The sequence below is a fragment of the Massilia sp. PWRC2 genome (genome assembly GCF_049896725.1).
Lineage (GTDB): Bacteria > Pseudomonadota > Gammaproteobacteria > Burkholderiales > Burkholderiaceae_D > JAFCUW01.
In genome coordinates this window covers 1-23,561 of the sequence record NZ_JAFCUW010000012.1, presented here as the reverse complement: position 1 = coordinate 23,561, position 23,561 = coordinate 1, and the positions used below count along the sequence as shown (strand labels likewise).

Sequence of the window (23,561 nt, the reverse complement as noted above, 5' to 3'; positions counted from 1 at the left end):
TGACGCCGGCCATGCCCCATCCCGTGGCGCCGGCGCGCCCCGATAGCCGCCACACGGCGGAATTCTTGCGCGTCAAGGCACTCGCTGAACGGGGTGTGGCCAGCGCCCAGCATTCGCTCGGCTACATGTACGTCAATGGCCAGGGCGTGCCGCAAAATTTCGAGCTGGCGGTGGCCTGGTACCGGCTGGCGGCCACCGCCGGGCTGGAACAGGCGCAGTACAACCTCGGCGTCATGTACCAGAAGGGGCAGGGCGTCGGCCAGGATTTTCAGCAGGCGCTGGTCTGGTACCAGCGCGCCGCCGAACAGGATTACGCCGCCGCCCAGTACAACCTGGGCTGGCTGTATGCCAAGGGGCAAGGCGTGGCAGTCGACGTCCACCAGGCCATGCACTGGTTCAGTCAGGCCGCCAGCCAGGGCGATCCGGGTGCGCAAAACAACCTCGGCATGATGTACGAAAACGGCAAGGGCGTACCGCAGGATTTTAAACAGGCGATCGCCTGGTACCGCAAGGCGGCCGAGCAGGGCTATGCGCGGGCGCAGTTCAATCTCGGTCTGCGCTATGCCAACGGCCAGGGCGTGCAGCACGACAGCGGCCAGGCGCTGTCGTGGTTTCGCAAGGCGGCCGAGCAGGGTTATGCCGCCGCCCAGTTCAATCTGGCACTGCGCTACGAACAGGGCGAGGATGTCGCTGCCGATATCGGCAAGGCGGTGTCCTGGTACCGCAAGGCCGCCGAGCAGGGCCACGCCAGTTCGCAGTTCAATCTGGGTTTGCTGTTCGATCAGGGCCAGGGCGTCGACCGCGATGAAGCAGCAGCGCTGGGCTGGTTCCGCAAGGCTGCCGACCAGGGCCACGCCGGCGCCCAGGACAACCTCGGCCTGCGCCACGAATATGGCCAGGGAGTCGAGCGCAATGTCGCCCGCGCCGCCCACTGGTACCGCAAGGCCGCCGTGCAGGGTTTCGCCAGCGCCCAATATCACCTGGGCCAACTGATCGACAGCGGCCAGGGCGGCGACAGCATCGGCGCCGTCCATCCCGATTGCGAGCAGGCCGCCAGCTGGTACCGCAAGGCCGCCGAGCAGGGCCACTTGCGCGCCCAGTTCGACCTTGGCCTGTGCTACGAAAGCGGCACCGGCGTCGAGCAGGACATGGGCGCCGCGCTGGCCTGGTATCTGCGCGCGGCCGAGCAGAATTACGCCGCCGCCCAGTACAAGGTGGGCGTGCTGTTCGACCTCGACGACAGCGGCGGCGCCGACCAGGCCTATGACTGGTACCGCAAGGCGGCCGAACAGGGCCACACGCTGGCGCAGTTCGCGCTCGGCCTGCGCCACGATACCGGCCAGGGAGTGGCGCGCGATTACGCCGCCGCCCACGGCTGGTATCTGGCGGCCGCCCGCCAGGGACACGCGCGCGCGCAGTTCAACCTGGGCCTGATGTACCTCAGCGGCCAGGGCGTGGCCAGCGACGCCCTCGCTGCCACCATGTGGCTGCAGCGCGCCGCCCATGCAGGGGTGGCCGGCGCCGAGCGCTACGCCAGCGTGGCCAGCGCCCGCATGAGCGAATGGCAGCGCGCCCGCTATCAACGCGAGCAGCAACAGCCGGCGGCGCCCGGTCATCCCTGAGCGGTCGCCTGGCCGTGGCCGTGGCCGCGCCCGATGCCTTCCATCCCCATCGCAGCGTGCCCATGAAACGGCGTCCGCTGCTTGTCTGGTCCTTGCTATGCCTGCTCGCCGCGACCGGCGTCGGCGCAGCTGCGGCGGCGCCGCCACCGGCGTTCGACCGCGCCGCCTATACCATCGTCCACCAGCGCTTTGTGCTGCCGAACGGCCCGACCCTGATCGTCCACGACGACCACGCCGTGCCCATCGTCGGCGTCAATCTCTGGTACCACGTCGGTTCGCCCAACGAGAAGCGTGGCAAGACCGGCTTTGCGCACCTGTTCTAACACTTCTTCTTCAACGGTTCGGAAAACTATCCGCACGGTTTTCGGGGAAGCGATGGACGACCTTGGCGCCAACAACCGCAACGTCACCACCGACAGCGGCCGCACCAATTTTTTCCAAGATGTGCCCACTGCAGCGCTCGAGCGCACCCTGTACCTCGAGTCGGACCGCATGGGCTACCTGGCCAATTACATCTCGCAGCAGATGCCCGAGCGCGAGCGCGGCGTGGTGCAGAACGAAAAGCGCCAGGGCGAAAACCAGCCGTACGGCCGGGTGCGCGATGAAATCAGCGCCAAAATGTATCCGTAGTTGCACCCCTATTCGTGGTCGACCATCGGCAGCATGGACGATCTGAATGCCGCCCCGGCCCTGCCGCCGGTGCTGCGCGCGACCTTGCGCAATGGCGTCAAGGTGATGCTGATCGAACGTCACGGCGTGCCGCTGGTGCATGTGGCGCTGGCGCTCGAATTGACCGACAAGGGCAGCCGCAGCCGCAACGCTTTCCAGCAGGCCGCAGCGTTCGAGTCGCTCGGCGCCCGCTTTGGCGCCGCCACCAGCGCCGACAGTTCCGTGCTGCGCCTGCAGACCAGCAGCAGCCGGCTGCTGCCCGCGCTGGCGCTGATGGCCGACGCCGCCCTGCATCCGGCGTTTTCCCAGGACCAGTTGGTGCTGGCCCAGGAGCGCGCCCAGCCCACCGCGCTGGTGGCGCGCGGCGTCATCGCTGGCGGCCGCACGGCGCCGGCGCGCATCTATCTGGTCGACAAGCCGGGGGCGCCGCAGTCGGTCATCGCCGCCGGTCAATCGTCGCTGCGCCAGGGACAGCCGGACGACCTGGCGATGGACCCGGTGATGAGCAATTTCGGCGGCATGGCGACGTCGCGCCTGAACCGCAACCTGCGGCTCGACAAGCACTGGAGTTATGGCACTTCGGGCGCCTGACGGACGTGCGCGGCCAGCGCGCCCTGCAAATTGTCGCCCCTGTGCAGACTGACAAGACGGGCGAAGCGATGCGCGAAGTGGCGAAAGAAATCGCCGGCCTGGCCGGCGCCCGCCCGCTGGTCGGCGCCGAATACGACAGCATCATGCGCAGCAGGCGGGCGCGCCGGGCGGGCCGCTTTGCCACCATCGGCGCGCTGGAAAATGCTGCGCTGACCGCATGGAACCTGGGCCTGGCCGACGACTACTGGCAGCATTACGGTGCGCGCCTGCGGCTGCTGACGGCGCCGCAACTGGCGACGGCGACGGCCAGGTTCATCGCGCCGGCACAGATCACCTGGCTGATCATCGGCGACCTGGCAAAGATCGAGGCCCCGGTGCGCGCGCTCAACCGGGGCGAGGTGGTGCTGCTCGACAGCGAGGGCAGGCCCCAGCCTCAGGCCAAATAAGGCAAGCGTGCGCCGCCAGCTGCGCTTTGCTGTAATATACTGTACGTATATACAGTAACGAGCGCGCCCATGGAACTGACTGACAAGCTGGAAATTCTGGCAGATGCTGCCAAGTACGACGCTTCGTGCGCCAGCAGCGGCGCGCCCCGTCGCAGTTCCGAGGGCAAAGATGGGATCGGCGCCACCACCGGCATGGGCATTTGCCACAGCTACACGCCGGACGGCCGCTGCGTGTCCCTGCTTAAAATTTTGCTGACCAATTTTTGTATCTACGATTGCCAGTACTGCGTCAACCGTCGCAGCTCCAACGTGGCGCGTGCACGCTTCGATGTCGACGAAGTGGTCAAGCTGACCATCGATTTTTATTTGCGCAATTATATCGATGGCCTGTTCCTCAGTTCGGGCATCATCCGCTCGGCCGATTACACCATGGAGCAACTGGTGCACATCGCCCGCCAGCTGCGCGAGGTGCACCAGTTCCGTGGTTACATCCACTTAAAAACCATCCCCGATGCCGACCCGGCGTTGATTGCGCTTGCGGGCAAATATGCCGACCGCCTCAGCGTCAACATCGAATTGCCGACCGCCGCCAGCGTGGAAAAGCTGGCGCCCGAAAAAAGCGTGCACACCATCAAGCTGGCGATGGGCGCCATCCGCCAGCGTCTCGACGAAAAGGCGCAGGAGCCCAAATCGCCCCGCTTCGCCCCCGCCGGGCAGAGCACGCAAATGATCGTCGGCGCCGACGCCAGCGACGATCAAACCATCCTGTCGACGGCTGAAACGCTGTACACGAGTTATAAATTAAAGCGCGTCTATTACTCGGCGTTTAGTCCGATTCCAGAAAGCCCGAAAAGCGTGCCGCTGGCGCCGCCGCCCATGCTGCGCGAACACCGCTTGTACCAGGCCGATTTTCTGTTGCGCAGCTACGGCTTTGTCGCCAGCGAGCTGTTGCCGGCGGGTGGCGGCAACCTGGCGCTCGACATTGATCCGAAGCTGGCCTGGGCGCTGGCGCACCGCGAACATTTTCCCATGGACCTCAACCTGGCCGACGCCAGCATGATCGCGCGCGTACCCGGTATTGGCCTGCGCAACGCCAAAAGGCTGGTCGAACTGCGCCAGCTGCGGCGCATTCGTTATGTCGACCTCACCCGGCTGCGCTGCAGCATGAAAAAAATCGCGCCGTTCATCGTTACCGCCGACTATTCGCCGGCCAACGGCGGCGTCGCCTCGGAACTGTTGCGGCGCTCGCTGACGGAAGTGCCAACCCAGCTACCGCTATGGACGGAATTGCAAGCGGCCTAGGCCAGCTGGCCGACGCGGCGGAGGCGGTCGCTGCCGGCGCACCGGTGCGCGTGCACGACTTCGCCAGCTGGAGAGAGGCTGCGCGCCAATTGTTGGCGGCCAGTGTGGCGCCGCACGCAGTGACATGGCTGATGCCCGATCAGGATGGCGATTTGTTGACGGCCAGCGGCGACCACGCGGCGCCGTCATCGCCATCGGCTGTGAATGTCTCACCGGCCACCCCGGCTACCCCGGCCATGACCGCCGCCACCGCCGATTTATTTGGCAATGACGCCGCCGCGCCGACTGTCCTGACGCCATCGGCGGCGGCGCCGCGCAGCGTGCCCGCGGCCGGCACGGGCGTGCGCATTTCGCGCCAGTTGATGGACATGCTGCAAAAAGCCGCCTGCTGTCGCGTGCCCGACCGCTGGGCCTTTCTGTACCGCGTGGTCTGGCGCTGGCGGCAGGGCGAGCAGGTGGTGCTGTCGGCGGCCGACGAAGATGGCAGCCGCCTGCATGCGATGGTCAAAGCGGTCCGGCGCGAAGAGCATGACATGCACGCTTATATCCGTTTCAGGGAGCGCGCCGAAGCGGACGGGCCGCCCCGCTTCGTCGCCTGGTTTGAGCCGGCGCACGATGTATTGCCGCAAGTGGCCCAGCACTTCGTCAGCCGCATGGGCAAGGTGAGCTGGCTGATCGCTACACCGGACGCCAGCGTGCTGTGGGATGGCGCCGCACTGCATCTCTCCGGTCCGCTGTTGCGCAGCGAAGCCGAACTGATCGACGCCGGCGAAGCGTTGTGGCTGACGTACTATCGCAGTATTTTTAATCCGGCGCGCCTGAACGCCAAGCTGATGGAAAGCCATATTCCATCGCGTTTCTGGAAAAATCTGCCGGAAGGGCAGGTGGTACCGGCGATGGTGACGCAGGCGGCGGCCGGCGCCCGGCGTACCGGCCAGACCGTCTCCGTGGGCCAGCGCCATGGCACCACCATCGCCATCACGGCGGCACAGGCGCAGCCGCAACGCGAGGCGCCCAGCGCGCTGGCGCAATGCCGCCGTTGCCCCCTGTGGCAGCATGCCACCCAGGCCGTGGCCGGGGTCGGTCCGGGCGACGCCCGCATCATGCTCGTCGGTGAGCAGCCTGGTGACCAGGAAGACTTGGCCGGATTGCCGTTTATTGGCCCGGCCGGTCAGTTGCTCGACCGGGTGATGGATGCCGCTGGCGTCGAACGGCGCGCCGTCTATCTGACCAATGCCGTCAAACATTTTAAATGGGAGCCGCGCGGCAAGCGCCGCCTCCACAAAACCCCGGCGCAGCGCGAAGTCGAAGCGTGCAGTGTCTGGCTTGAGCAGGAACTGCTGACGGTCGATCCGCTGGTCATCGTCGCCCTTGGCAGCACCGCGCTGAAAGCCGTGCTGGGCAATGCCCACATCCATCTGAAAGATGTACTGGGCCAGCCGCTTGCCCATCAGGGCCGCTGGGTGGTGGCCGTCTACCACCCATCCTACGTGCTGCGCGTGCCGGACGAGGCGAGCAAGCAGCAGGCCACGCAGGTGATGATCGCCGGCTTGCAGATGGCGCAGACGCTGACCCGCGCGGGCCGGTCGCCAGCGTCATAAACGGGCCTTATGTTGCTGTTGCTGTTGCTGTTGCTGTTGCTGTTGCTGCTGCCGCAGCGCTGGCGACGTCGGCGCTGCTGTTGCGCCGGCGTGCGACGACCAGGGTGGCAAGACCGGCCAGCAGCAGCGGCAGTGGCGCCGGCTCCGGCACCGCCGCCGCCACTTGCGGGGTAATGCTGGCGTTGACGGCGCGCGTCACCCAGGTATCGAAGATGCCGACCTGAGAATACGAAAATACATTCAGGCCGCTCGACAGAATCAAATAAAAGTCGTCCGTGCCAGCTTTGCCGACGCCGACGCCGTTGGCAATCGCACCGAACACGTAGCCATCGCTGTAAGTGCCGAACCCCACTTCGGCGGTGGTGTAGGTGTGGCCGTGGATGACCAGATTGATAGCGTTGATGGCGGTGGCGGGCGCACCAAGGGTCGGCGCCGAGAAGGTGATCGAACCGCTGACAGGCGACTGCGGCGCCGTCGTATTGCTGAAAACGCCGGGACCGAAACTGCTCGCCGAAAAGTCCAGCGTGTAGAGCGATGCCTGTGCTACTGCCGAGCACAACAGCAAAGCGGAAAGGACCAGCGATTTGATGAAGGGATGCATTTTTCACACTCCGACCAGTTGAGGGAAAAGAAAGTGTAAATGTCCCCCCCGAAAGCGCCCCGTAAGCTTAACTTTTTATCTATCTTTTTGTTCACACAAACAACACGATTGACTTCATAAAAAAAGGCGCTTTAGCCGTAAAGTCGGGACAGCGCCGGAACTTCATTTTTAAATGCGACTCCAAGTTACTCGACCATGGATTGGGGAGAGGGATATGGACCGCGCCGCTTTCGACCGTCTGTTACGACGCCTGCGCAGGCTGGGCCTGCACGAGCGCGAGGAAGTGTGCCTGGAGATGGCCCACTCGATTTTCGGCGAACGCACCTGCGCCCTGATCGAACAGGCGGCCCGGGACCGCTTGCAGTGTCCGCGCTGCCATGGCACCAGTCTGTATCGCGACGGCAGCGCCAATGGCTTGCAACGCTATCGCTGCCGCCAATGCGGCCGCTCATTTAATGCGTTGACCGGCACCCCGCTGGCGCGCCTGCGCCATAAAGATCGCTGGCTGAGTTATTTTGATTGTTTGCGCGATCCGGCATGTACCGTGCAGCGGGCGGCCGATAAAGTGGGCGTGCATGCAAACACCAGTTTTCGGTGGCGCCACCGTTTTCTCGACTGGGTGAGATTTGACCGGCCGCGCAGCCTGCAGGGCATCGTCGAAGTTGACGAGACGTTTTTATTGGAGTCGCAAAAGGGAGCGAAGCAGTTAACACGACCTGCGCGCCGGCGCGGTGGCGTCGCCAGCCGGCGCGGCATTTCGGCCGAACAGGTCAATATCGTGGTGGCGCGCGACCGCGCCGGTAATACCATTGATTTTATCGGCGGCCGTGGCGCTTTAAAGGCGGCGAGCCTGCAGCGTCATTTGTTGCCAAAACTGCAGAGCGATGCCTTGCTGGTCAGCGATGGCAATCCGGTCTACCGCCGGTTTACCCGCGACGCCGGCATTGCCCACCGCGCCGTCAATCTCAAGCGAAAAATCCGCGTCGATGGCGCCATTCACGTACAAAACGTCAACAGCTATCACAGCCGCTTTAAGGGCTGGCTGCGTCATTTCAATGGCGTTGCGACCCGCTATCTGGCCAATTACCTGGGTTGGCGCTGGGCCATTGATGGCAACCGCATCGACTGCGCCGAAAGCTTCCTCAGAGCGGCGCTGAGGGTTTTCCGGAGCTAGCGGTGAAAGCGCCTAAAAAAAAGCCGGCCCTGCTGTGCAGGGTCGGCTTTGCGGCACGTCGGCAAGTTACATCAGGCAGCGCTCAGCACTTCTTCGGCCACCTTGGCCGGCTCATCAACGGGCTGGCGAATCAGGTAATCGAAGGCACTCAAAGCCGCCTTCGAGCCCTCGCCGGCGGCGACGACGATCTGCTTGTACGGCACCGTGGTGACGTCGCCGGCGGCGAACACGCCGGCGATGTTCGTGTGGCAGCGCGAGTCGATGACGATTTCGCCAAATTTACTCAATTCCAGCGTTCCCTTGAGGAATTCCGTGTTCGGCACCAGGCCGATTTGCACGAACACACCCGCCAGCGCCACATGGTGGATGTCACCGCTGACACGGTCCTTGTAGCTGATGCCGTTGACCTTCTGGCCGTCGCCGCTGATCTCGGTGGTCTGGGCGTTCACCTGCACGCTGACGTTGGGCAGACTGTGCAGCTTGTTGACCAGCACGGCATCGGCCTTGAGGGCGTCGGCAAATTCGATCACTGTCACGTGCTCGACCAGGCCAGCGAGGTCGATGGCCGCTTCGATGCCGGAATTGCCGCCGCCAATCACGGCCACGCGCTTGCCCTTGAACAGGGGGCCGTCGCAGTGCGGGCAATATGCCACGCCCTTGTTCTTGTACTCGGCTTCGCCGGGTACATTGACATTGCGCCAGCGCGCACCGGTCGAGACGATCACGCTGCGGGCGCGCAGCACGCCGCCGTTTTGCATGTGCACGGCCACCAGCCCGCCCGGCGTGGCAGCCGGCACGATGCGGTCAGCGCGCTGCAGGTTCATGATGTCGACATCGTAATGGCGCACCTGCGCTTCGAGCGCCAGGGCGAATTTCGGGCCGTCGGTCTCCAGCACGGAAATATAGTTTTCAATCGCCATGGTGTCGTTGGTCTGGCCACCGAAACGCTCGGCGGCAACGCCCACGCGGATGCCCTTGCGCGCCGCATACACGGCCGCTGCAGCGCCAGCCGGACCGCCACCGACGATGAGGACGTCGTACGGTGCTTTTTCGTTGAGCTTGCTTGCTTCGCGGTCGGCCGAATTGACGTCGAGCTTGCCGACGATTTCTTCCAGCGTCATGTGACCAGCACCGAACAGGGCATCGTCCTTGAACACCATCGGCACCGCCATCACCTGGCGTGCATCGACTTCGCTCTGGTACATGCCGCCATCGATGACGACGGTATTGATCTGCGGGTTGTAAATGGCCATCAGCGTGGCCGCCTGCACCACGTCCGGGCAGTTGTGGCAGGAGAGGGACATATACACCTCAAAATTGCCGGCGCCGAGCGACCTGATTTGCTCGAGCACATCGTTTTCCACTTTTGGCGGGTGACCGCCAGTCCACAACAGGGCCAGCACCAGCGAGGTAAATTCGTGGCCCAGCGGAATGGCGGCAAAACGCACGCCACGGCTTTCGCCCTGTTTGGCGATCAGGAAGGACGGCGAACGGGCATCGGTGCCCGATTCGTCGACGCTGACCTTGTCGGACAGGCTGGCGATATCGAGTAACAGCGCGCGCAGTTCGGCGCTCTTGGCGCTGTCGTCGAGCGTGGCGATGAGAGTGATCGGGGTACGCAGGTTCTGTAGATAGGCCTGCAATTGGGTTTTGAGAGTGGCGTCAAGCATGTCGATATCCGTAAAGTTGGTATGAAAATTCAGCCTTGCAGTTCAACTGCGAACGTCCGCTGCGTCAGGGTGGAAAACAGAGGGGCGGCAAGGCAGCACACCCCTCCAGTTGTTACTGCACGTGTTAGATCTTGCCGACCAGGTCCAGCGATGGGGTCAGGGTGGCAGCGCCTTCATTCCACTTGGCAGGGCAGACCTGGCCTGGGTGAGCGGCGACGAACTGGGCAGCTTTTAGCTTGCGCAGGGTTTCCTTGACGTCGCGGGCGATGGCGTTGTCATGGATTTCCAGCGTCTTGATGACGCCATCCGGATTGACGATGAAGGTGCCGCGCAGGGCCAGGCCTTCTTCTTCGATGTGCACGCCAAAGCCACGCGTCAGGGTGTGGGTTGGATCGCCGACCAGCGGAAACTTGGCCTTGCCCACGGCTGGGGAGGTCTCGTGCCACACTTTGTGCGAGAAGTGGGTGTCGGTGGTGACGATGTAGACCTCGGCGCCGACTTTCTGGAATTCGGCGTAGTTGTCAGCCGCATCTTCTACTTCGGTCGGGCAGTTAAAGGTGAAAGCGGCAGGCATGAAAATGATGACCGACCATTTGCCCTTGAGGCTCTCGTTGGTCACTTCGATGAATTTGCCATTATGGAAAGCTTGGGTTTTAAACGCTGGAACCTGGGTATTGATCAGAGACATGGGAGATCCTCGTATGCAGTGGGTCGGTTAATAAAAACTATCGAATGAGAAGAACTCATTGAAAACAGGATACATCAGATTCGCCGCTTGCCTGATTGGTTGTTTCAATCGCGCCGATTGGAAATGCTATGAGCCGCCGCCCGAACGCACCCTTGCTGTGCCCTCGCGCACCAAACTGTACCGCTCGTAAAGACGCTGGCGCCTGATTGTTGTGCCAAGCGGGAGTGCGTTCAATTGCAAGGCCGGCAAATGCGTGGCGCGTAAATTGCTTTACCCCTGATAACGCAGCTTGCGTTGCTCTCAAGGGTCGTCCATGTCCGAATTATCCGTTTCCATGCCCGCCTCTGCAGTGTCCGGCAATGCCGCCTCCACCAGGTGGGTACAACTGGCCGCCGGCGTCATCTGCATGATGGCCATTTCCAGTCCCCAGTATGTGTGGACGCTGTTTACCAAGCCGCTGCTGGCGCAGTTCGGCGTGCCGCTGTCGCAGCTGCAGATCACCTTTTCCATCCTGATCGTGCTGCAGACGTTTCTGTCGCCATTTCAGGGCTTTCTGGTCGAGCGTTTCGGCCCGCGCCTGCTGCTGTCGGTGGGCGCGCTGCTGACCGGTGCCAGCTGGGTGCTGGCCGCGCAAGCGACTTCGGTGATGGGGATCTACCTGACCTATGGCCTGATCGGCGGCATCGGTACCGGCATCATCTACGTCGGCGTGGTTGGCTTGATGGTCCAATGGTTTCCCGACAAGCGTGGCCTGGCCACCGGCCTGGTGGCCGCCGGCTACGGCATGGGCGCCATCTTGACCACGTTTCCGATTGCGGCCAGCCTGGCCGCCGGCAGCTATCAAACCACCCTGCTCACCTATGGCCTGGTGATCGGCGTGGTCGGCCTGCTGGCCGCCCAACTGTTAAAACGGCCGCCCGCTGAGTGGATCACCGCCCACCGTCCCGCCACCAGCGCCAGCGCCGACACTGCGCCCGCCGCCATGCTCAAGACCCCCGTGTTCTGGCTGATGTTCCTGATGATGACGATGATGTCGACTTCCGGCCTGATGGTCATTTCGCAGATGGGCAGCTTCGCCAAGGATTTTGGCGTCACCGGCACCATGGTGTTCGGCATGGCTGCGCTGCCGCTGGCCTTGACCATCGACCGCTTTACCAATGGCCTCACGCGGCCATTCTTTGGCTGGGTGTCGGACCGCATTGGCCGCGAAAACACCATGACGGTGGCGTTCGGGCTGGAAGGGGTGGCGATGATCATCTGGCTGGCCACGCGCGACAATGCGGTGCTGTTCGTGCTGATGTCGGGCGTGGTGTTTTTCGGCTGGGGCGAAATTTTCTCGCTGTTCCCGTCCACCCTCACCGATACCTTCGGCAGCCGCAACGCCACCACCAACTACGGCTTTCTGTATATGGCACAGGGGGTCGGCTCGGTGTTCGGCGGCCCGCTGGCAGCCCTGCTGCACGAAAAAACGGGCAGCTGGATTCCCGTCTTCGAAGTCGTCATCGCCATGGATTTCATCACCGCGCTGCTGGCCTTCTTCGTGCTGCGCCCGATGCGCCGGCGCTGGATGGCGGCGAAGCGCTGAACCCTTGCGTCCCTTGCACAGCGAGGGCGTTTGGGCGTAAGGTGAACCCGTGCGCGCTTCGGCGCGCGCTTTCGTATTTCAGCCTCTGCACGACTTATCAGGATCACCCCATGCTCAATCACACGGCCCGCTCGACCCGGGCGATGGCAGTCGCGCCGCACCACCTGGCGTCGCAAACGGCGCTGGCCGTCATGCGCAGCGGCGGCAACGCCATCGAAGCGATGATCGCCGCTGCCGCCACCATCGCCACCGTCTATCCGCACATGAATGGCATCGGCGGCGATTCGTTCTGGCTGATCGTGCCGCCTGGCGGGACCCCGGTTGCCATCGACGCCTGCGGTCCGGCGGCGCACGGCGCCACCATCGCCGCCTACCAAGCGCGCGGTCTGGCCGCCATTCCCGTGCGCGGGCCGCTCGCTGCCAATACGGTGGCCGGCACCATCGGCGGCTGGCAGTGCGCCTTTGAGCTGGCCGCCGAAATGGGCGGCCGCCTGCCGCTCGCGCGCCTGCTCGAAGACGCCATTGGCTATGCGCGCGACGGCGTCGCCGTCACCCAGAGCCAGCACAATGCCACCGCCAGCAAGCTGGCCGAACTGCGCGATCAGCCGGGCTTTTGCCAGCAGTTCCTCATCGATGGCGCCGTGCCGCTGGCTGGCCAGCGTTTTATCCAGCCGCGCCTGGCCGCGACACTCACCAGCCTGGCCGACGATGGCCTCGACAGTTATTACCGCGGCCCGCTGGCGCAGCGCATCGCCGCCGATCTGGCGGCAGTCGGTTCACTGCTCGATGGTGACGACCTGACCGCCTACCGCGCGCAGCGCGTCACCCCGCTGCACCTGTCCCATTCGGCCGGTGAACTGTTTAATATGACGCCGCCCACCCAGGGCGCGGTGTCGCTGGCCATCCTCGGCCTGCTCGACCGCGTCGGTCTGCGCGAGGTGCAAGCCGACAGTGCCGATCACGTGCACCTGGTGGTCGAAGCGACCAAGCGCGCGTTCCGCCTGCGCGACCAGTTCATCACCGATCCGCGCCACATGGCCATCGCTGGCCAGGCGCTGCTGAGCGACGAACGGCTCGACGCGCTGGCCGCCGACATCAGCCTCGAACACGCCGCGCCGTGGGGCGAAGGCAAGGGGCCGGGCGACACCATCTGGATGGGGGTGATCGACCAGGATGGTTTAGCGGTGTCCTTCATCCAGAGCATTTATCACGAATTCGGCAGCGGCGTGGTGCTGCCGCAGACCGGCATCAACTGGCAAAACCGCGGCGCTTCGTTCAGCCTCGACGCCCACCAGCTGCTGGCCCTCAAACCCGGTAAAAAGCCATTTCATACCTTGAACCCGGCGGCGGCGCGCCTCAAGGACGGTCGCGTGATGGTCTACGGTACCATGGGCGGCGACGGTCAGCCGCAAACCCAGGCCGCCGTCTTCACCCGCCACGTGGTGTTTGGCCAGCCCCTGCAAACGGCGGTCAGCGCGCCGCGCTGGCTGCTCGGACGCACCTGGGGCCAGACGTCCGACACCTTGAAACTCGAACAGCGCTTTCCCCAAGCGGTGGTTGACGCACTGGCCGCGCGTGGCCACGACGTCGAAGTGCTGCGGCCGTTCGATGAAACCATGGGCCACGCCGGCGCCATCGTGCGCCATGCCGATGGCGTGCTCGAAGGGGCGTCCGATCCCCGTTCCGACGGCGCCGTCGCCGCCTGGTAGCGCGCTGCCCTCGCATGCATCCGGACGCCCTTTGCGTGCCGCCAGCGGCGGCGCTGGAGTTGGACCGCGCCAGCGCCCCCCTGTGGCAGCATCAACTGAGCCTGTTGATGGAGTCGACCGGCGAGGGCATTTTCGGGGTCGACCTGGCCGGCCACTGCATTTTTATTAACCGCTCGGGCGCGCGCATGCTCGGCTTCGAGCCGCCCGAGGTACACGGCAAAAACATGCATGCGCTGACCCACCACAGCCATGCCAGTGGCGCCCCGTATGCCGACACCGACTGCCCCATCTTCAACGCCTTTCGCCAGGGGCTGCCGTGCCGCATCGATAGCGAAGTGTTCTGGCGCCGCGACGGCAGCGCCTTTGCGGTCGAGTATTCGAGCTATCCCATCATCGATGGCCAGCAGGTGTGCGGCGCTGTCGTCACCTTCATGGACATCACGGCGCGAAAGCGCGAAGCCGATGCCCTCAAACGGGCCAACGATGAACTCGAAGCGCGCGTCGCCGCCCGCACCGGCGAACTGAGTGCCGCACTGGGCCAGCTGCGCGAACTGTCGGCCTACCTTGACCAGGTGCGCGAAGATGAACGCACCCGCATCGCCCGCGAAGTGCACGATGAACTGGGCAGCCTGCTGGTGGCGCTGAAGATGGATGTCAACTGGCTTGACCGGCGCCTGTCCGAGCAGGCAGCGCGCTCGCCGCAGGAAGCCGACACGGTGCGCACGGGCCTGCGCAGCAAGTGCCAGGGCATGAGCCGGATGATCGAGACGGCGGTGCAAAATGTCGGCCGCATCATCACCGATCTGCGCCCCAGCATCCTCGATCACCAGGGCCTGTGGGCGGCGCTCGAATGGCAGGCGCAAGAGTTTGTGCAGTCGGCCGAACTGGCGCTCGACTGGCAGCTGCAGGTCGATCCCGGCGTGCAGTTGCCGCAGGCGCCAGCGATGGCCGTGTTCCGGATTTTCCAGGAGATGCTCAGCAATGTGGGCCGCCATGCGCGCGCCAGCCGCATCGCCATCGATCTGCGCGTGCGTGATCAACAGCTGCTGCTGACGGTGGCCGACGACGGCATCGGCGCCGCCAGCGCCGCCTTCGAGGCGGCCAGCGCGTACGGCGTGATGGGCATGCGCGAACGGGCCCGCCACTTCGGCGGCCAGATCGTCATTGCCAGCGCGCCCGGCCACGGTGCGCAATTGACGCTCACCATGCCGCTGGCGCTGACGCCGTGAGTGGCCTCATCAATATCCTGATCGCTGACGACCACCGCATCGTGCGCGAAGGCGTCAAGCAGGTGCTGGCCGATGCTGCCGACCTGCGCGTGATCGCCGAAGCGCACAGCGGGCCCGATGTCATCACCAAGGTCGCCCAGCTGGAAGCCGCCGGCACCGCGCTCGACGTCGTTCTGCTCGATATCGCCCTGCCGGAAAGGGATGGCCTCGACGTGCTGCAGCACCTGCGCAAGCATTCGCCTGGCCTGCCCGTGCTGATGCTGAGCACCTACCCGGAAAAACAGTATGCGGTGCGCTGCCTCAAGCTCGGTGCGGCGGGCTACCTGAACAAGAGCGCCGATGCCGACGACATGATCGCCGCCGTGCGCAAGGTGGCCGCCGGCGGCCGCTACGTCAGCGCCGCCACCGCCGAGGCACTGGCGGGCGCCATCGCTGCACCAGTCAAGGGCAGCGCCAGCCCCGACGCCCTGTCGCACCGCGAGCACCAGGTGTTCCGCCTGCTCGTGACTGGCCACTCGGTGAGCGAAATTGGTGCGCAGCTGGGGCTGGCAGCCAATACGGTGAGCACCTACCGCGCCCGCATCCTGGAAAAAACCGGCGCCAAAAACGATGTGGCGCTGGCCCTGTATGCCGAACGGCTGGCGACGACGGGCCCGGCACGCTGATCGTCGACACGCCGTGTAGGGCCGCCCCTACAGGCTGTCGCTGCGCCACCCGCGATCTGTGCGATGCGCGGCCGGGCGGGCTGACATCAGCGTTTTCGGGCACGCCGCTTGCTCAGGTAACAAGCATCTTCCACTCGAGGTGCATGCCATGGCTAACATTCCTGAATCGTCGTCTTCCCCGTATTCGCCCTACGATGCCGAGCGCACCCTGTTGCGCTGTGGCTGCGGCCAGGATCATGCGCCGCAGCAGCACGGTGCGGCCATGGCGGCCAGCGACCCCGATGCACTGTCGCGCGACTTTATCGAAGCGAGCCTGGTCAAGGCCATGTTTCCCGTCGAGCGCGTGCGCCGCAATTTTCTGCGCGCCGTCGGCGCCGGTACCGTGCGCGCCGCCATTGCCTCGGTGCTGCCGATGGCCTCGCTGCAAGCGATGGCGCAGGATAAGGCGAAGGCACCACTGGAAAAGAAAGACCTGAAAATCGGCTTCATCGCCATCACTTGCGCCGCGCCCCTGATCATGGCCGACCCGCTGGGCTTTTATAAGCGCGAGGGGCTCAATGTGCAGCTCAATAAAACGGCAGGCTGGGCGCTTATCCGCGACAAGATGGTCAACCGCGAACACGACGCCTCGCACTTCCTGTCGCCGATGCCGCTGGCGATGACGATGGGGCTCGGCTCCAGCCAGATCAATATGAATGTTGCCAGCATCCAGAACACCAATGGCCAGGCCATCACCCTGCATTTGAAGCACAAGGAGCGGCGCGATCCCCGTTCGTGGAAGGGGTTTAAATTTGCCGTGCCCTTCGAGTACAGCATGCACAATTTCCTGCTGCGCTATTACCTGGCCGAGCACGGTCTCAATCCCGACACCGACGTGCAGATCCGCGTGACGCCGCCGCCGGAAATGGTCGCCAATCTGCGCGCCGGCAATATCGACGGTTTTCTGGGGCCGGACCCGTTCAACCAGCGCGCCGTGTATGACGAGATCGGTTTCATTCACCTGCTGTCGAAAGACATCTGGGATGGCCACCCGTGCTGCGCCTTTGGCATGAGCGACGCCTTCATTCAACAAAACCCGAACACCTTCGCTGCCCTGTATCGCGCCGTGCTGTCGGCCTCGTACATGGCCAGCCAGCCCAAGGACCGCGCCCTGATCGCCAAGGTGATCGCGCCCACCCAGTATTTGAACCAGCCGGAAGCGGTGATCAACCAGGTGTTGACCGGCAAGTTCGCCGATGGCCTGGGCAATATCCGCAACGTCCCCGAGCGCGCCAATTTCGATCCGATGCCGTGGCAAAGCATGGCGGTGTGGATGCTCACGCAGATGAAGCGCTGGGGGTATATCAAGGGCGACGTCAATTACCGCCAGATTGCCGAAAAAGTGTTCCTGCTGACGGACGCCAAGCGGCAAATGACACTGGCCGGGTTTACCCCGGAGGCGGGCGCCTACAAAAAGTTCAAGGTGATGGGCAAGGAATTCGATCCCGCCCAGCCCGAGAAATATGTCCAGAGCTTCGCCATCAGCAAGAGCGCGGGCTGAGATGGAGCGCACTCTCCAGTGGAAGGCGGCGCTGTTATCGCTGCTGCTATTCCTGCTGTTCATTGGCGTCTGGTACACCGCCACCTTGCCGACCGCGCCGGCGGCCGCTTCGGCAATGAATGCCGAGCAGCTCGAGTACGCCAAAATGATGGGCAAGGATGCCGGCGCCACCAAGCCGAACGGCTTTCCCACCCCTGGGCAGATGGGCCAGACCATCTGCAAGCAGCTATCCGATCCCCTGTACGACAACGGACCGAATGACAAGGGCATTTTGCTGCAGCTGGGCTATTCGCTGGCGCGGGTGGGGCTGGGCTTTGCGCTGGCGTGCGTGATCGCCATCCCGCTCGGCTTCGTGATCGGCATGTCACCGCTGCTGCGGCGCGCGTTAGATCCGTTTATCCAGGTACTCAAGCCCATTTCTCCGCTGGCGTGGATGCCGCTGGCGCTGTACACCATCAAGGACGCTGCGATGAGCGGCATCTTCGTCATCTTTATCTGCTCGGTGTGGCCGATGTTGATCAACACGGCCTTTGGCGTCGCTGCCGTCAAGCGCGAGTGGCTCAATGTTGCCGCCACCCTCGAAGTGCGGCCCCTGCGCAAAGCCCTGCTGGTGATCTTGCCGGCCGCCGCGCCCACCATCCTGACTGGCATGCGCATCAGCATGGGTATTGCCTGGCTGGTCATTGTCGCCGCTGAAATGCTCGTTGGCGGTACCGGCATTGGCTATTTTGTCTGGAACGAGTGGAACAACCTGTCGCTGACCAATGTGATGTTCGCCATTGCCGTCATCGGCATCGTCGGCATGCTGCTCGACCTGCTGTTCGCCCGCGTGCAAAGGATGCTGACGTATGAAGAATGATCTGCCAGAGAGCGCAGGGGCGGCCCGGCAGCGCGCCGGTTTCCTGCAAATCGAAGGGCTGGCCAAGTCGTTTATTGCCGACCAGGCGGTGTTTGCCGATGTCTCGTTCACCCTCGAGCGGGGCGAATTCGTTTGCATCATTGGCCACTCGGGCTGCGGCAAGACCACCATCCTCAATGTGCTGGCCGGCCTCGATCAGGCCAGCGCCGGCCAGGTATTCATGGATGGCCGCGAAGTGGCCGGCCCCAGCCTCGAGCGCGGCGTGGTGTTCCAGAGCCACGCGCTGATGCCGTGGCTGACGGTGCGCAAAAACATCGCCTTCGCCGTCGCCTCGCGCTGGCCCGGATGGCCTGCGGCGCAGGTGGCGGCGCAGGTGGAAAAATACATCGCCATGGTGGGCCTGTCGGCGGCCATCGACAAGAAGCCGGCGCAGCTATCGGGCGGCATGAAGCAGCGCGTCGGCATCGCCCGCGCGTTTGCCATCGAACCGAAGATGCTGCTGCTCGATGAACCGTTTGGCGCCCTCGATGCCTTAACGCGCGGCACCATCCAGGACGAGCTGATGGCCATCGTGCGGGCCACCGGCCAGACGGTATTCATGATCACCCACGATGTCGACGAAGCGATCCTGCTGGCCGACCGCATTCTCCTGATGACGAATGGTGCCCACAGCGCCAGCGGCTATGTTGCCGGCGGCATTGGTGAAACCGTCATCAACACCCTGCCGAAAACGCGCACCCGCGCCGGCTTACACCATATCGATGGCTATTACGCGCTGCGTAACCACATCGTCGATTTCTTGATTGAACGCGCCAGACCGGGCGCCAACCCACCATAACCCTTTACTTTGATTGCCACAGGAGCCGCCATGAACCGCAACGACATCACCGAAAAAATCATCACCGCCAAAGTATCGAAAGGCATCAAATGGGAAGACGTCGCCACCCGCGTCGGCCAGAGCAAGGAGTGGACCACGGCCGCCTGCCTGGGCCAGATGACGTTTACCAGCGAGCAGGCAGCCGTCATCGGCGAGCTGTTCGGCCTCGATGGGGAAGAACAGAAATGGCTGCAGGTGGTGCCCTATAAAGGGTCGCTGCCCGGCGCGGTGCCGACCGATCCGCTGATCTATCGCTGGTATGAAATCGTCAGCATTTATGGCACCACCATCAAGGAATTGATCCATGAAGAATTCGGCGACGGCATCATGAGCGCCATTGATTTCAGCATGGATATTACGCGCCAGGCTGATCCCAAGGGTGATCGGGTGCAGGTGGTTTTGTCGGGTAAGTTTTTGCCGTACAAGATGTATTGATGGGAATAGCCCGTACCACAAGCGTCGGCAACGTGAGGACGTTTTCGACGCTTTGTAAGGCAAGCTCAAACCCGAGCCAATTGCGGCGCGCGCGTTTAGCGCAGTGGTAGAGCAGGAGCTGCCCAAGCGCCGCGTGGTCAAGAACAACTGCCGTTCATGAGTGCCTCTGCCTTCGAAAATCCACCTTAGGCAAAAAATCCAGGCGTTAGGTTCAGTTGCATCGGCGACACCGCTTCCGTGTCAAAAAGCTGTTGTGGTGTCATTTCTGATTTTTAGACACGAACACCCATCAACCAGCCACATTGCAACCGAGTGTTGATACAATGCAATATTGTACCAGCACCTAGCTCAGGCAATCATGCTCATCAAACCAGCAGACGACAAAGAGTCGCAGATCGCAGTACTTCAGAAACTGCTTTCTCACGCACGTGTACCTGCCGAAAAGAAGCAGTTAATTGACAGGGAGTTGCGGAATCTATTGATCGGTATGGCAACCGAAAAACAAGCGGCGTTCGAGATAGATTTCTACGCTGCGCGTAGCAAAAATCTATTCGTTATTCACGATCTTCGGCTTGAAATAGGCGGTCGAGTTGCTCAGATCGATCATTTGTTAATGAATCGAGCATTTGAGGTCTTCGTGTTAGAAACAAAGACCTTCAGCACTGGCTTGTCGATCAATGAAAGAGGCGAGTTTTCGACTTCCTACGAGGGTAAGGAGGTCGGCATTCTCTCTCCGGTAGAACAAAATGCCCGCCACATATCAGTACTGAAAGATGCATTCAAGGAAATCGGTCTGCCGAAGCGGCTTGGCATCACACTATACCCCACTTATAGTTCTGTCATCCTAGTTTCTCCCAAAGCAATTATAAATCGCCCCAAAATCACGAATTTAGATGCATCAATCATAAAACTCGATCAGTTTTTTTCTTGGTATCAAAAGAAAATGGATGGGTTGACTCTGAAAGATACGGTTGGAATTTTTAAGATATGCTCTAGCGATACCGTCAGAGATATCTGCGAAAAACTACTTATATTGCATAAGCCTAGCCGAATGGATTACATTAAAAAATTTGACCTAGGGCCAGCATTGCTCAGCAAAGAGCCAGTAGCGCCTAGGCATCTCGAGCGGGAAATTGATACTGCCGCAACGATGTTAAAAAGAAACGAAGAGCTTGGATATTTTTGCGCTAATTGCAAAAATTCAATTGCAACTGTTGTCGCCAAATATTGTTGGAATAATAATTTAAGATTTGGCGGCAAAGCTTACTGTCGCACTTGTCAATCAAAGTTTTAAGTGCTGAAAGGGATCAGTTTTTTGCTGAAGAAGTAAAATTAGGTTTCTAAAAAATTCGAAAAATAATACTAAAATAGTATGTACATACTATCGATTCATATCGGCACCAGACTGGTTTGCCTGAATCATCAATCGTCGTTAGAGAAAAAATAGTAGTCACCCGTTGTGAGTCGGCTACACAATTCAACGCTGTCGAGAAATATCATTTTATTTTCGACCGTAAAAAGCTACTTTCTTAAGCTGTATTGGTACTTAGCGTTTTAAAAAATTTCGGTTTAGAGCGCCTAACAAAACCCTGTAGTTGCTCGGCCGGCAACAGCCGAGTACACTGAGCAGTGCCGACCGTCCGCTATCGGCCAAAAGCGGTCCTTGGCGAGAGCCGATCGGCCCACGAAAATAAAGTAAATCAAAGAATGAAAGTCCTGCTCGCTTGCCTTCGTGATGCCCATGGAGTAGAACTCGTTGAACAGCCACACGCTGGCCTTCTATGCATACGCAAGCCCAACAGGCTGTTGATTGAAGTTACTGTCCCGTATGAGGTATTAGAGTGGTTTGTGGACGCGAAAGACGACTGCGGCACGTTCTGGTCAGAATGGGCTGACTACTATCGTGTCCATGGCGAAAAGAAACAACAGCTTGTGACCGAAATGACGTGCGATGTGGAACGATTCGTTACTATTTTGGCTAACTCGGAAATTCGGGTTTCGCTCGATCAGACTAAATCCAAAAAAATTGTTGAACTAAAGGTCGGCGGCTCTTGGAGAGGTGCTTCCCTCGATTGGATGACTGCGGGACCAGATTCGGTGCAGACGTGACAGTCACCTTTGGGTCGGATGCGGCCAGTCAGCACACATTGCAATAAGCTCAGATTAGCAACATATTAGACTTGCCGAACTGCCGGTTTCGGCCAGAATCGGACTATCGCAGCGCCATTCTAAGGTTCGAAAAATGCCGTCAACTAAGAACCAGTCGAGCCAGTTCGTCCAAGAAGTCATCGCACTCGGTCCGCAGCCCTTGCTGAAATCCTTGGGCTTTCGAAAAGCGGGCCGCCATTTTTTCCGTACCGAGACTGATGCAACTTGTCACATCAATTTTCAGTCCAGTCAATGGAATGCGTCGGATCGAAGCAAATTTACGGTGAACGTTTGGACATATCTTCCGGCGATCGCGCTCGCCCATGGCGACGTAGTCATCGAGGAGCCTGTAAAGCGGAGGTTTGGGCACTGTGGAGTCCGGCTCGGTTTCTTATTGCCCGAATCAAGCGATCTCTGGTGGGAGATTAGCTCGTCCGCAGACGTGTCGCAAACAGCTGATGAAGTTCGCTCAGCCATCGAGCAATTTGCGATTCCGTATCTTCGCAAGGCTTCAACGCTGCAAGGCGTCGCTGAGCTTAGTGGGCATCTTCCGGGCCATCGTGATCTTCCAGCCCCCTACAAACTCACTGCCCTGCGTCTGCTTGGGCGTGAACAGGAAGCTGCGGACGCAGAACGCGCCTTGATTAAACCATAGCGTCGCAGCATGACTCGACATGAAGGTCCGCAGTGGGTCAGATGCGGCCAGTCAACACGAATTGCAACAAGTTCATATTGGCAACATGCTAGACTTGTTCGAACAGCCGGTTTCGGCCAGAAGCGGAACTTCAATTCCCATTGCAATTATGTGATCGACCGCTTTAACGAAAAAAATTCAAGATTGGGAGCGGCATTGATACCGAAAGACAAAGCGAATGCGTTAGAGGCGATATAGTTATCGAGCAGGCGCAACGGGATGCCTTGAGGCGTCCGAGGCGATTACTTGCACCTGTCCCGTTCCTATGTGGCTGTAGAGAGCTCGACTGTCTGCCTCGACCGCTTCAGGCAGACATGATTCATCAGGCGACCGTAGAGGTCAGCCGAAACTGGTCGTTTATCTTATTGTTGTTGACCTCGGTATGTATTTGGGTGTGTGAGTATTGGACCCTATGGACGTCCTATCACAGTTTTTCAGTTCTCGTGGCACCATTATTTGTTGTGAACTGGGCCATCATGAAACTACTGCGTGGTCTATTTATGCGACGCACCGTAAGAAGAATAGCCGATCAGCTCCAAGGCTAGATGAATCGAATGACCGCTGTGGGTCAGATGCGGCCAGTCAGCACAAATTACAACAAGTTCAGATTGGCAACATGCTAGACTTGCCGAACTCCTGGTGCGGGCCAAGAGCGGAAAACTGTCCGGAGCCAAAATTTTTCAGTTGCACGTGGCGAGAGAACTATGCAGAATTTTGGAGACGATATGAACTATGCGATGAAGAAGAGCTTTGTGCGCCTTCACAGATTTATGTATCCCAGATCGCCACGAATTCCCAGGGAGCCGCTAATCCGAGAAAGCGCCCACGGAGCGCGGAATGAGTTGGTAGCTTCGATCTTATTATTCGCAGTGGCTGTCACTATAATTGTCTACGGGCCAAAGGCTGACCCGCATGCGACGATAGCCTTTGAAGCTGGAAAGTTGCTTGCGTTGTTAGCATGGTTAACGACGGTGTGCTGCTTCCGGCTTTTCTTCAGCGGTTTTTCGCGCAAGAAAGCCGTGCGGAATAATTTAATTATTTGCGCTGCGCTGTCACTTTACGTTTCTGTAAGGTCAATTCTAGGTTAGAAGAATCCCTGAATCCTGAGACAATTTGGCACATTAATAACGCAAATGCAAATGCCCGATCTGGGTCGGATGCGGCCAGCCGGTACAACTTGCAACAAGTTCAGATTGGCAATATGCTGGACTTGCCGAACTGCCGGTTTCGGCCAGAAGCAGTCTGTCGCCTATTCAATCCCCGCTCACCTTAAAATCCAATGAAGAAATTATTCAGCACATACACCTTGGCAATCGTTGGCGCGGTGATAGTAAACCTGGCGGTCTCAAGTATCAAGTGCAACACCGGGTTAATGAATCGAATCGGCCTGCAATTGTAGCCGAGCCATGTGTTCGGTATAAACCACCAGCGGGGACTTCCAGCCGAGCGTTTCACG

Annotated in this window: 23 protein-coding genes; 19 read left to right on the top strand and 4 right to left on the bottom strand. The window is 61.0% G+C overall.

Going from position 1 to position 23,561, the window contains the following annotated elements:
- Positions 1 to 11: 11 nt before the first annotated feature.
- From ACP7BZ_RS20250 to ACP7BZ_RS20220, 7 genes are all read left to right on the top strand, one after another.
- Positions 12 to 1,622 carry a tetratricopeptide repeat protein gene (locus ACP7BZ_RS20250; protein ID WP_426116515.1) on the top strand — a complete coding sequence of 537 codons (1,611 nt, stop codon included), beginning with the start codon at positions 12 to 14 and terminating at the stop codon, positions 1,620 to 1,622.
- Positions 1,623 to 1,684: 62 nt separating this feature from the next.
- Positions 1,685 to 1,945, top strand: coding sequence for a hypothetical protein (locus ACP7BZ_RS20245; RefSeq protein ID WP_426116513.1), 261 nt, complete (start codon positions 1,685 to 1,687; stop codon positions 1,943 to 1,945).
- 52 nt (positions 1,946 to 1,997) lie between these two features.
- A complete protein-coding gene (locus tag ACP7BZ_RS20240) occupies positions 1,998 to 2,252 on the top strand; it encodes a hypothetical protein (protein ID WP_426116511.1) in 255 nt (84 codons plus the stop codon).
- Positions 2,253 to 2,882, top strand: coding sequence for an insulinase family protein (locus tag ACP7BZ_RS20235; protein ID WP_426116509.1), 630 nt, complete (start codon positions 2,253 to 2,255; stop codon positions 2,880 to 2,882).
- A gap of 5 nt (positions 2,883 to 2,887) precedes the next feature.
- Entirely contained in the window at positions 2,888 to 3,328 is a 441-nt protein-coding gene (locus ACP7BZ_RS20230) for a hypothetical protein (RefSeq protein ID WP_426116508.1), read from the top strand.
- A gap of 69 nt (positions 3,329 to 3,397) precedes the next feature.
- The gene (locus ACP7BZ_RS20225) at positions 3,398 to 4,630 is read left to right on the top strand and encodes a putative DNA modification/repair radical SAM protein (protein WP_426116506.1); all 1,233 of its coding nucleotides are present in this window, start codon (positions 3,398 to 3,400) and stop codon (positions 4,628 to 4,630) included.
- Positions 4,606 to 6,231: a UdgX family uracil-DNA binding protein gene (locus ACP7BZ_RS20220; RefSeq protein ID WP_426116504.1), complete on the top strand. Its 1,626-nt coding sequence runs from the start codon at positions 4,606 to 4,608 to the stop codon at positions 6,229 to 6,231. The genes ACP7BZ_RS20225 and ACP7BZ_RS20220 overlap by 25 nt, the downstream gene beginning before the upstream one ends.
- Positions 6,232 to 6,238: 7 nt before the next feature.
- Here ACP7BZ_RS20220 and ACP7BZ_RS20215 read toward each other — a convergent pair whose 3' ends face one another.
- A complete protein-coding gene (locus tag ACP7BZ_RS20215) occupies positions 6,239 to 6,832 on the bottom strand; it encodes a PEP-CTERM sorting domain-containing protein (protein WP_426116502.1) in 594 nt (197 codons plus the stop codon).
- A 214-nt stretch (positions 6,833 to 7,046) separates the two neighbouring features.
- Between ACP7BZ_RS20215 and ACP7BZ_RS20210 the strand changes: the two genes are divergently transcribed.
- On the top strand, positions 7,047 to 8,006 hold the full coding sequence (locus tag ACP7BZ_RS20210) for an IS1595 family transposase (RefSeq protein WP_426116500.1): 960 nt from the start codon (positions 7,047 to 7,049) through the stop codon (positions 8,004 to 8,006).
- 71 nt (positions 8,007 to 8,077) lie between these two features.
- Here ACP7BZ_RS20210 and ahpF read toward each other — a convergent pair whose 3' ends face one another.
- Complete coding sequence (gene ahpF, locus ACP7BZ_RS20205) at positions 8,078 to 9,676, bottom strand: alkyl hydroperoxide reductase subunit F (RefSeq protein ID WP_426116498.1); 1,599 nt, start codon at positions 9,674 to 9,676, stop codon at positions 8,078 to 8,080.
- A gap of 124 nt (positions 9,677 to 9,800) precedes the next feature.
- Positions 9,801 to 10,364 (bottom strand): alkyl hydroperoxide reductase subunit C, encoded by a 564-nt coding sequence (ahpC, locus tag ACP7BZ_RS20200; RefSeq protein ID WP_426116496.1) that lies wholly within the window; start codon positions 10,362 to 10,364, stop codon positions 9,801 to 9,803.
- A gap of 313 nt (positions 10,365 to 10,677) precedes the next feature.
- On the opposite strand from ahpC, the gene oxlT reads away from it, so the two are divergent.
- The 11 genes from oxlT (at position 10,678) to ACP7BZ_RS20145 (ending at position 22,066) form a co-directional block, all read left to right on the top strand.
- On the top strand, positions 10,678 to 11,949 hold the full coding sequence (gene oxlT / locus ACP7BZ_RS20195) for an oxalate/formate MFS antiporter (RefSeq protein ID WP_426116494.1): 1,272 nt from the start codon (positions 10,678 to 10,680) through the stop codon (positions 11,947 to 11,949).
- A 110-nt stretch (positions 11,950 to 12,059) separates the two neighbouring features.
- Positions 12,060 to 13,658 carry a gamma-glutamyltransferase family protein gene (locus ACP7BZ_RS20190; RefSeq protein WP_426116492.1) on the top strand — a complete coding sequence of 533 codons (1,599 nt, stop codon included), beginning with the start codon at positions 12,060 to 12,062 and terminating at the stop codon, positions 13,656 to 13,658.
- A 14-nt stretch (positions 13,659 to 13,672) separates the two neighbouring features.
- Positions 13,673 to 14,887 carry a PAS domain S-box protein gene (locus ACP7BZ_RS20185; RefSeq protein WP_426116490.1) on the top strand — a complete coding sequence of 405 codons (1,215 nt, stop codon included), beginning with the start codon at positions 13,673 to 13,675 and terminating at the stop codon, positions 14,885 to 14,887.
- A complete protein-coding gene (locus tag ACP7BZ_RS20180) occupies positions 14,884 to 15,552 on the top strand; it encodes a response regulator (protein WP_426116488.1) in 669 nt (222 codons plus the stop codon). The genes ACP7BZ_RS20185 and ACP7BZ_RS20180 overlap by 4 nt, the downstream gene beginning before the upstream one ends.
- Positions 15,553 to 15,700: 148 nt before the next feature.
- Positions 15,701 to 17,092 (top strand): CmpA/NrtA family ABC transporter substrate-binding protein, encoded by a 1,392-nt coding sequence (locus ACP7BZ_RS20175; protein ID WP_426116486.1) that lies wholly within the window; start codon positions 15,701 to 15,703, stop codon positions 17,090 to 17,092.
- Between the two features lies 1 nt (position 17,093).
- Positions 17,094 to 17,951: a nitrate ABC transporter permease gene (gene ntrB / locus ACP7BZ_RS20170; protein ID WP_426116484.1), complete on the top strand. Its 858-nt coding sequence runs from the start codon at positions 17,094 to 17,096 to the stop codon at positions 17,949 to 17,951.
- A complete protein-coding gene (locus tag ACP7BZ_RS20165; RefSeq protein ID WP_426116482.1) occupies positions 17,941 to 18,789 on the top strand; it encodes an ABC transporter ATP-binding protein in 849 nt (282 codons plus the stop codon). Before ntrB ends, ACP7BZ_RS20165 begins: the two co-directional genes overlap by 11 nt.
- A gap of 30 nt (positions 18,790 to 18,819) precedes the next feature.
- Positions 18,820 to 19,263, top strand: coding sequence for a cyanase (gene cynS / locus ACP7BZ_RS20160; RefSeq protein ID WP_426116480.1), 444 nt, complete (start codon positions 18,820 to 18,822; stop codon positions 19,261 to 19,263).
- Positions 19,264 to 19,621: 358 nt separating this feature from the next.
- Complete coding sequence (locus ACP7BZ_RS20155; RefSeq protein WP_426116478.1) at positions 19,622 to 20,557, top strand: nuclease-related domain-containing protein; 936 nt, start codon at positions 19,622 to 19,624, stop codon at positions 20,555 to 20,557.
- A 413-nt stretch (positions 20,558 to 20,970) separates the two neighbouring features.
- Positions 20,971 to 21,372 carry a hypothetical protein gene (locus tag ACP7BZ_RS20150; protein ID WP_426116476.1) on the top strand — a complete coding sequence of 134 codons (402 nt, stop codon included), beginning with the start codon at positions 20,971 to 20,973 and terminating at the stop codon, positions 21,370 to 21,372.
- A gap of 133 nt (positions 21,373 to 21,505) precedes the next feature.
- Entirely contained in the window at positions 21,506 to 22,066 is a 561-nt protein-coding gene (locus ACP7BZ_RS20145; RefSeq protein WP_426116475.1) for a DUF4304 domain-containing protein, read from the top strand.
- A 1,308-nt stretch (positions 22,067 to 23,374) separates the two neighbouring features.
- On the opposite strand, the gene ACP7BZ_RS20140 is transcribed toward ACP7BZ_RS20145, so the two are convergent.
- The coding region (locus tag ACP7BZ_RS20140) for a hypothetical protein (protein WP_426116473.1) at positions 23,375 to 23,561 on the bottom strand (187 nt) is incomplete at its 5' end.

What these genes read in the sequence shown, in the direction of transcription:
- ACP7BZ_RS20220 (WP_426116504.1), top strand. Translation starts at nt 4,606, where the DNA reads ATGGACGGAATTGCAAGCGGCCTAGGCCAGCTGGCCGACGCGGCGGAG.
- ACP7BZ_RS20210 (WP_426116500.1), top strand. Translation starts at nt 7,047, where the DNA reads ATGGACCGCGCCGCTTTCGACCGTCTGTTACGACGCCTGCGCAGGCTG.
- ntrB (WP_426116484.1), top strand. Translation starts at nt 17,094, where the DNA reads ATGGAGCGCACTCTCCAGTGGAAGGCGGCGCTGTTATCGCTGCTGCTA.
- ACP7BZ_RS20175 (WP_426116486.1), top strand. Translation starts at nt 15,701, where the DNA reads ATGGCTAACATTCCTGAATCGTCGTCTTCCCCGTATTCGCCCTACGAT.
- ahpC (WP_426116496.1), bottom strand. Translation starts at nt 10,364, where the DNA reads ATGTCTCTGATCAATACCCAGGTTCCAGCGTTTAAAACCCAAGCTTTC.
- ACP7BZ_RS20240 (WP_426116511.1), top strand. Translation starts at nt 1,998, where the DNA reads ATGGACGACCTTGGCGCCAACAACCGCAACGTCACCACCGACAGCGGC.
- ACP7BZ_RS20225 (WP_426116506.1), top strand. Translation starts at nt 3,398, where the DNA reads ATGGAACTGACTGACAAGCTGGAAATTCTGGCAGATGCTGCCAAGTAC.
- ACP7BZ_RS20245 (WP_426116513.1), top strand. Translation starts at nt 1,685, where the DNA reads ATGAAACGGCGTCCGCTGCTTGTCTGGTCCTTGCTATGCCTGCTCGCC.
- ACP7BZ_RS20145 (WP_426116475.1), top strand. Translation starts at nt 21,506, where the DNA reads ATGCCGTCAACTAAGAACCAGTCGAGCCAGTTCGTCCAAGAAGTCATC.
- oxlT (WP_426116494.1), top strand. Translation starts at nt 10,678, where the DNA reads ATGTCCGAATTATCCGTTTCCATGCCCGCCTCTGCAGTGTCCGGCAAT.
- ACP7BZ_RS20190 (WP_426116492.1), top strand. Translation starts at nt 12,060, where the DNA reads ATGCTCAATCACACGGCCCGCTCGACCCGGGCGATGGCAGTCGCGCCG.
- cynS (WP_426116480.1), top strand. Translation starts at nt 18,820, where the DNA reads ATGAACCGCAACGACATCACCGAAAAAATCATCACCGCCAAAGTATCG.
- ACP7BZ_RS20215 (WP_426116502.1), bottom strand. Translation starts at nt 6,832, where the DNA reads ATGCATCCCTTCATCAAATCGCTGGTCCTTTCCGCTTTGCTGTTGTGC.
- ACP7BZ_RS20155 (WP_426116478.1), top strand. Translation starts at nt 19,622, where the DNA reads ATGCTCATCAAACCAGCAGACGACAAAGAGTCGCAGATCGCAGTACTT.
- ACP7BZ_RS20250 (WP_426116515.1), top strand. Translation starts at nt 12, where the DNA reads ATGCCCCATCCCGTGGCGCCGGCGCGCCCCGATAGCCGCCACACGGCG.
- ACP7BZ_RS20165 (WP_426116482.1), top strand. Translation starts at nt 17,941, where the DNA reads ATGAAGAATGATCTGCCAGAGAGCGCAGGGGCGGCCCGGCAGCGCGCC.
- ahpF (WP_426116498.1), bottom strand. Translation starts at nt 9,676, where the DNA reads ATGCTTGACGCCACTCTCAAAACCCAATTGCAGGCCTATCTACAGAAC.
- ACP7BZ_RS20185 (WP_426116490.1), top strand. Translation starts at nt 13,673, where the DNA reads ATGCATCCGGACGCCCTTTGCGTGCCGCCAGCGGCGGCGCTGGAGTTG.
- ACP7BZ_RS20150 (WP_426116476.1), top strand. Translation starts at nt 20,971, where the DNA reads ATGAAAGTCCTGCTCGCTTGCCTTCGTGATGCCCATGGAGTAGAACTC.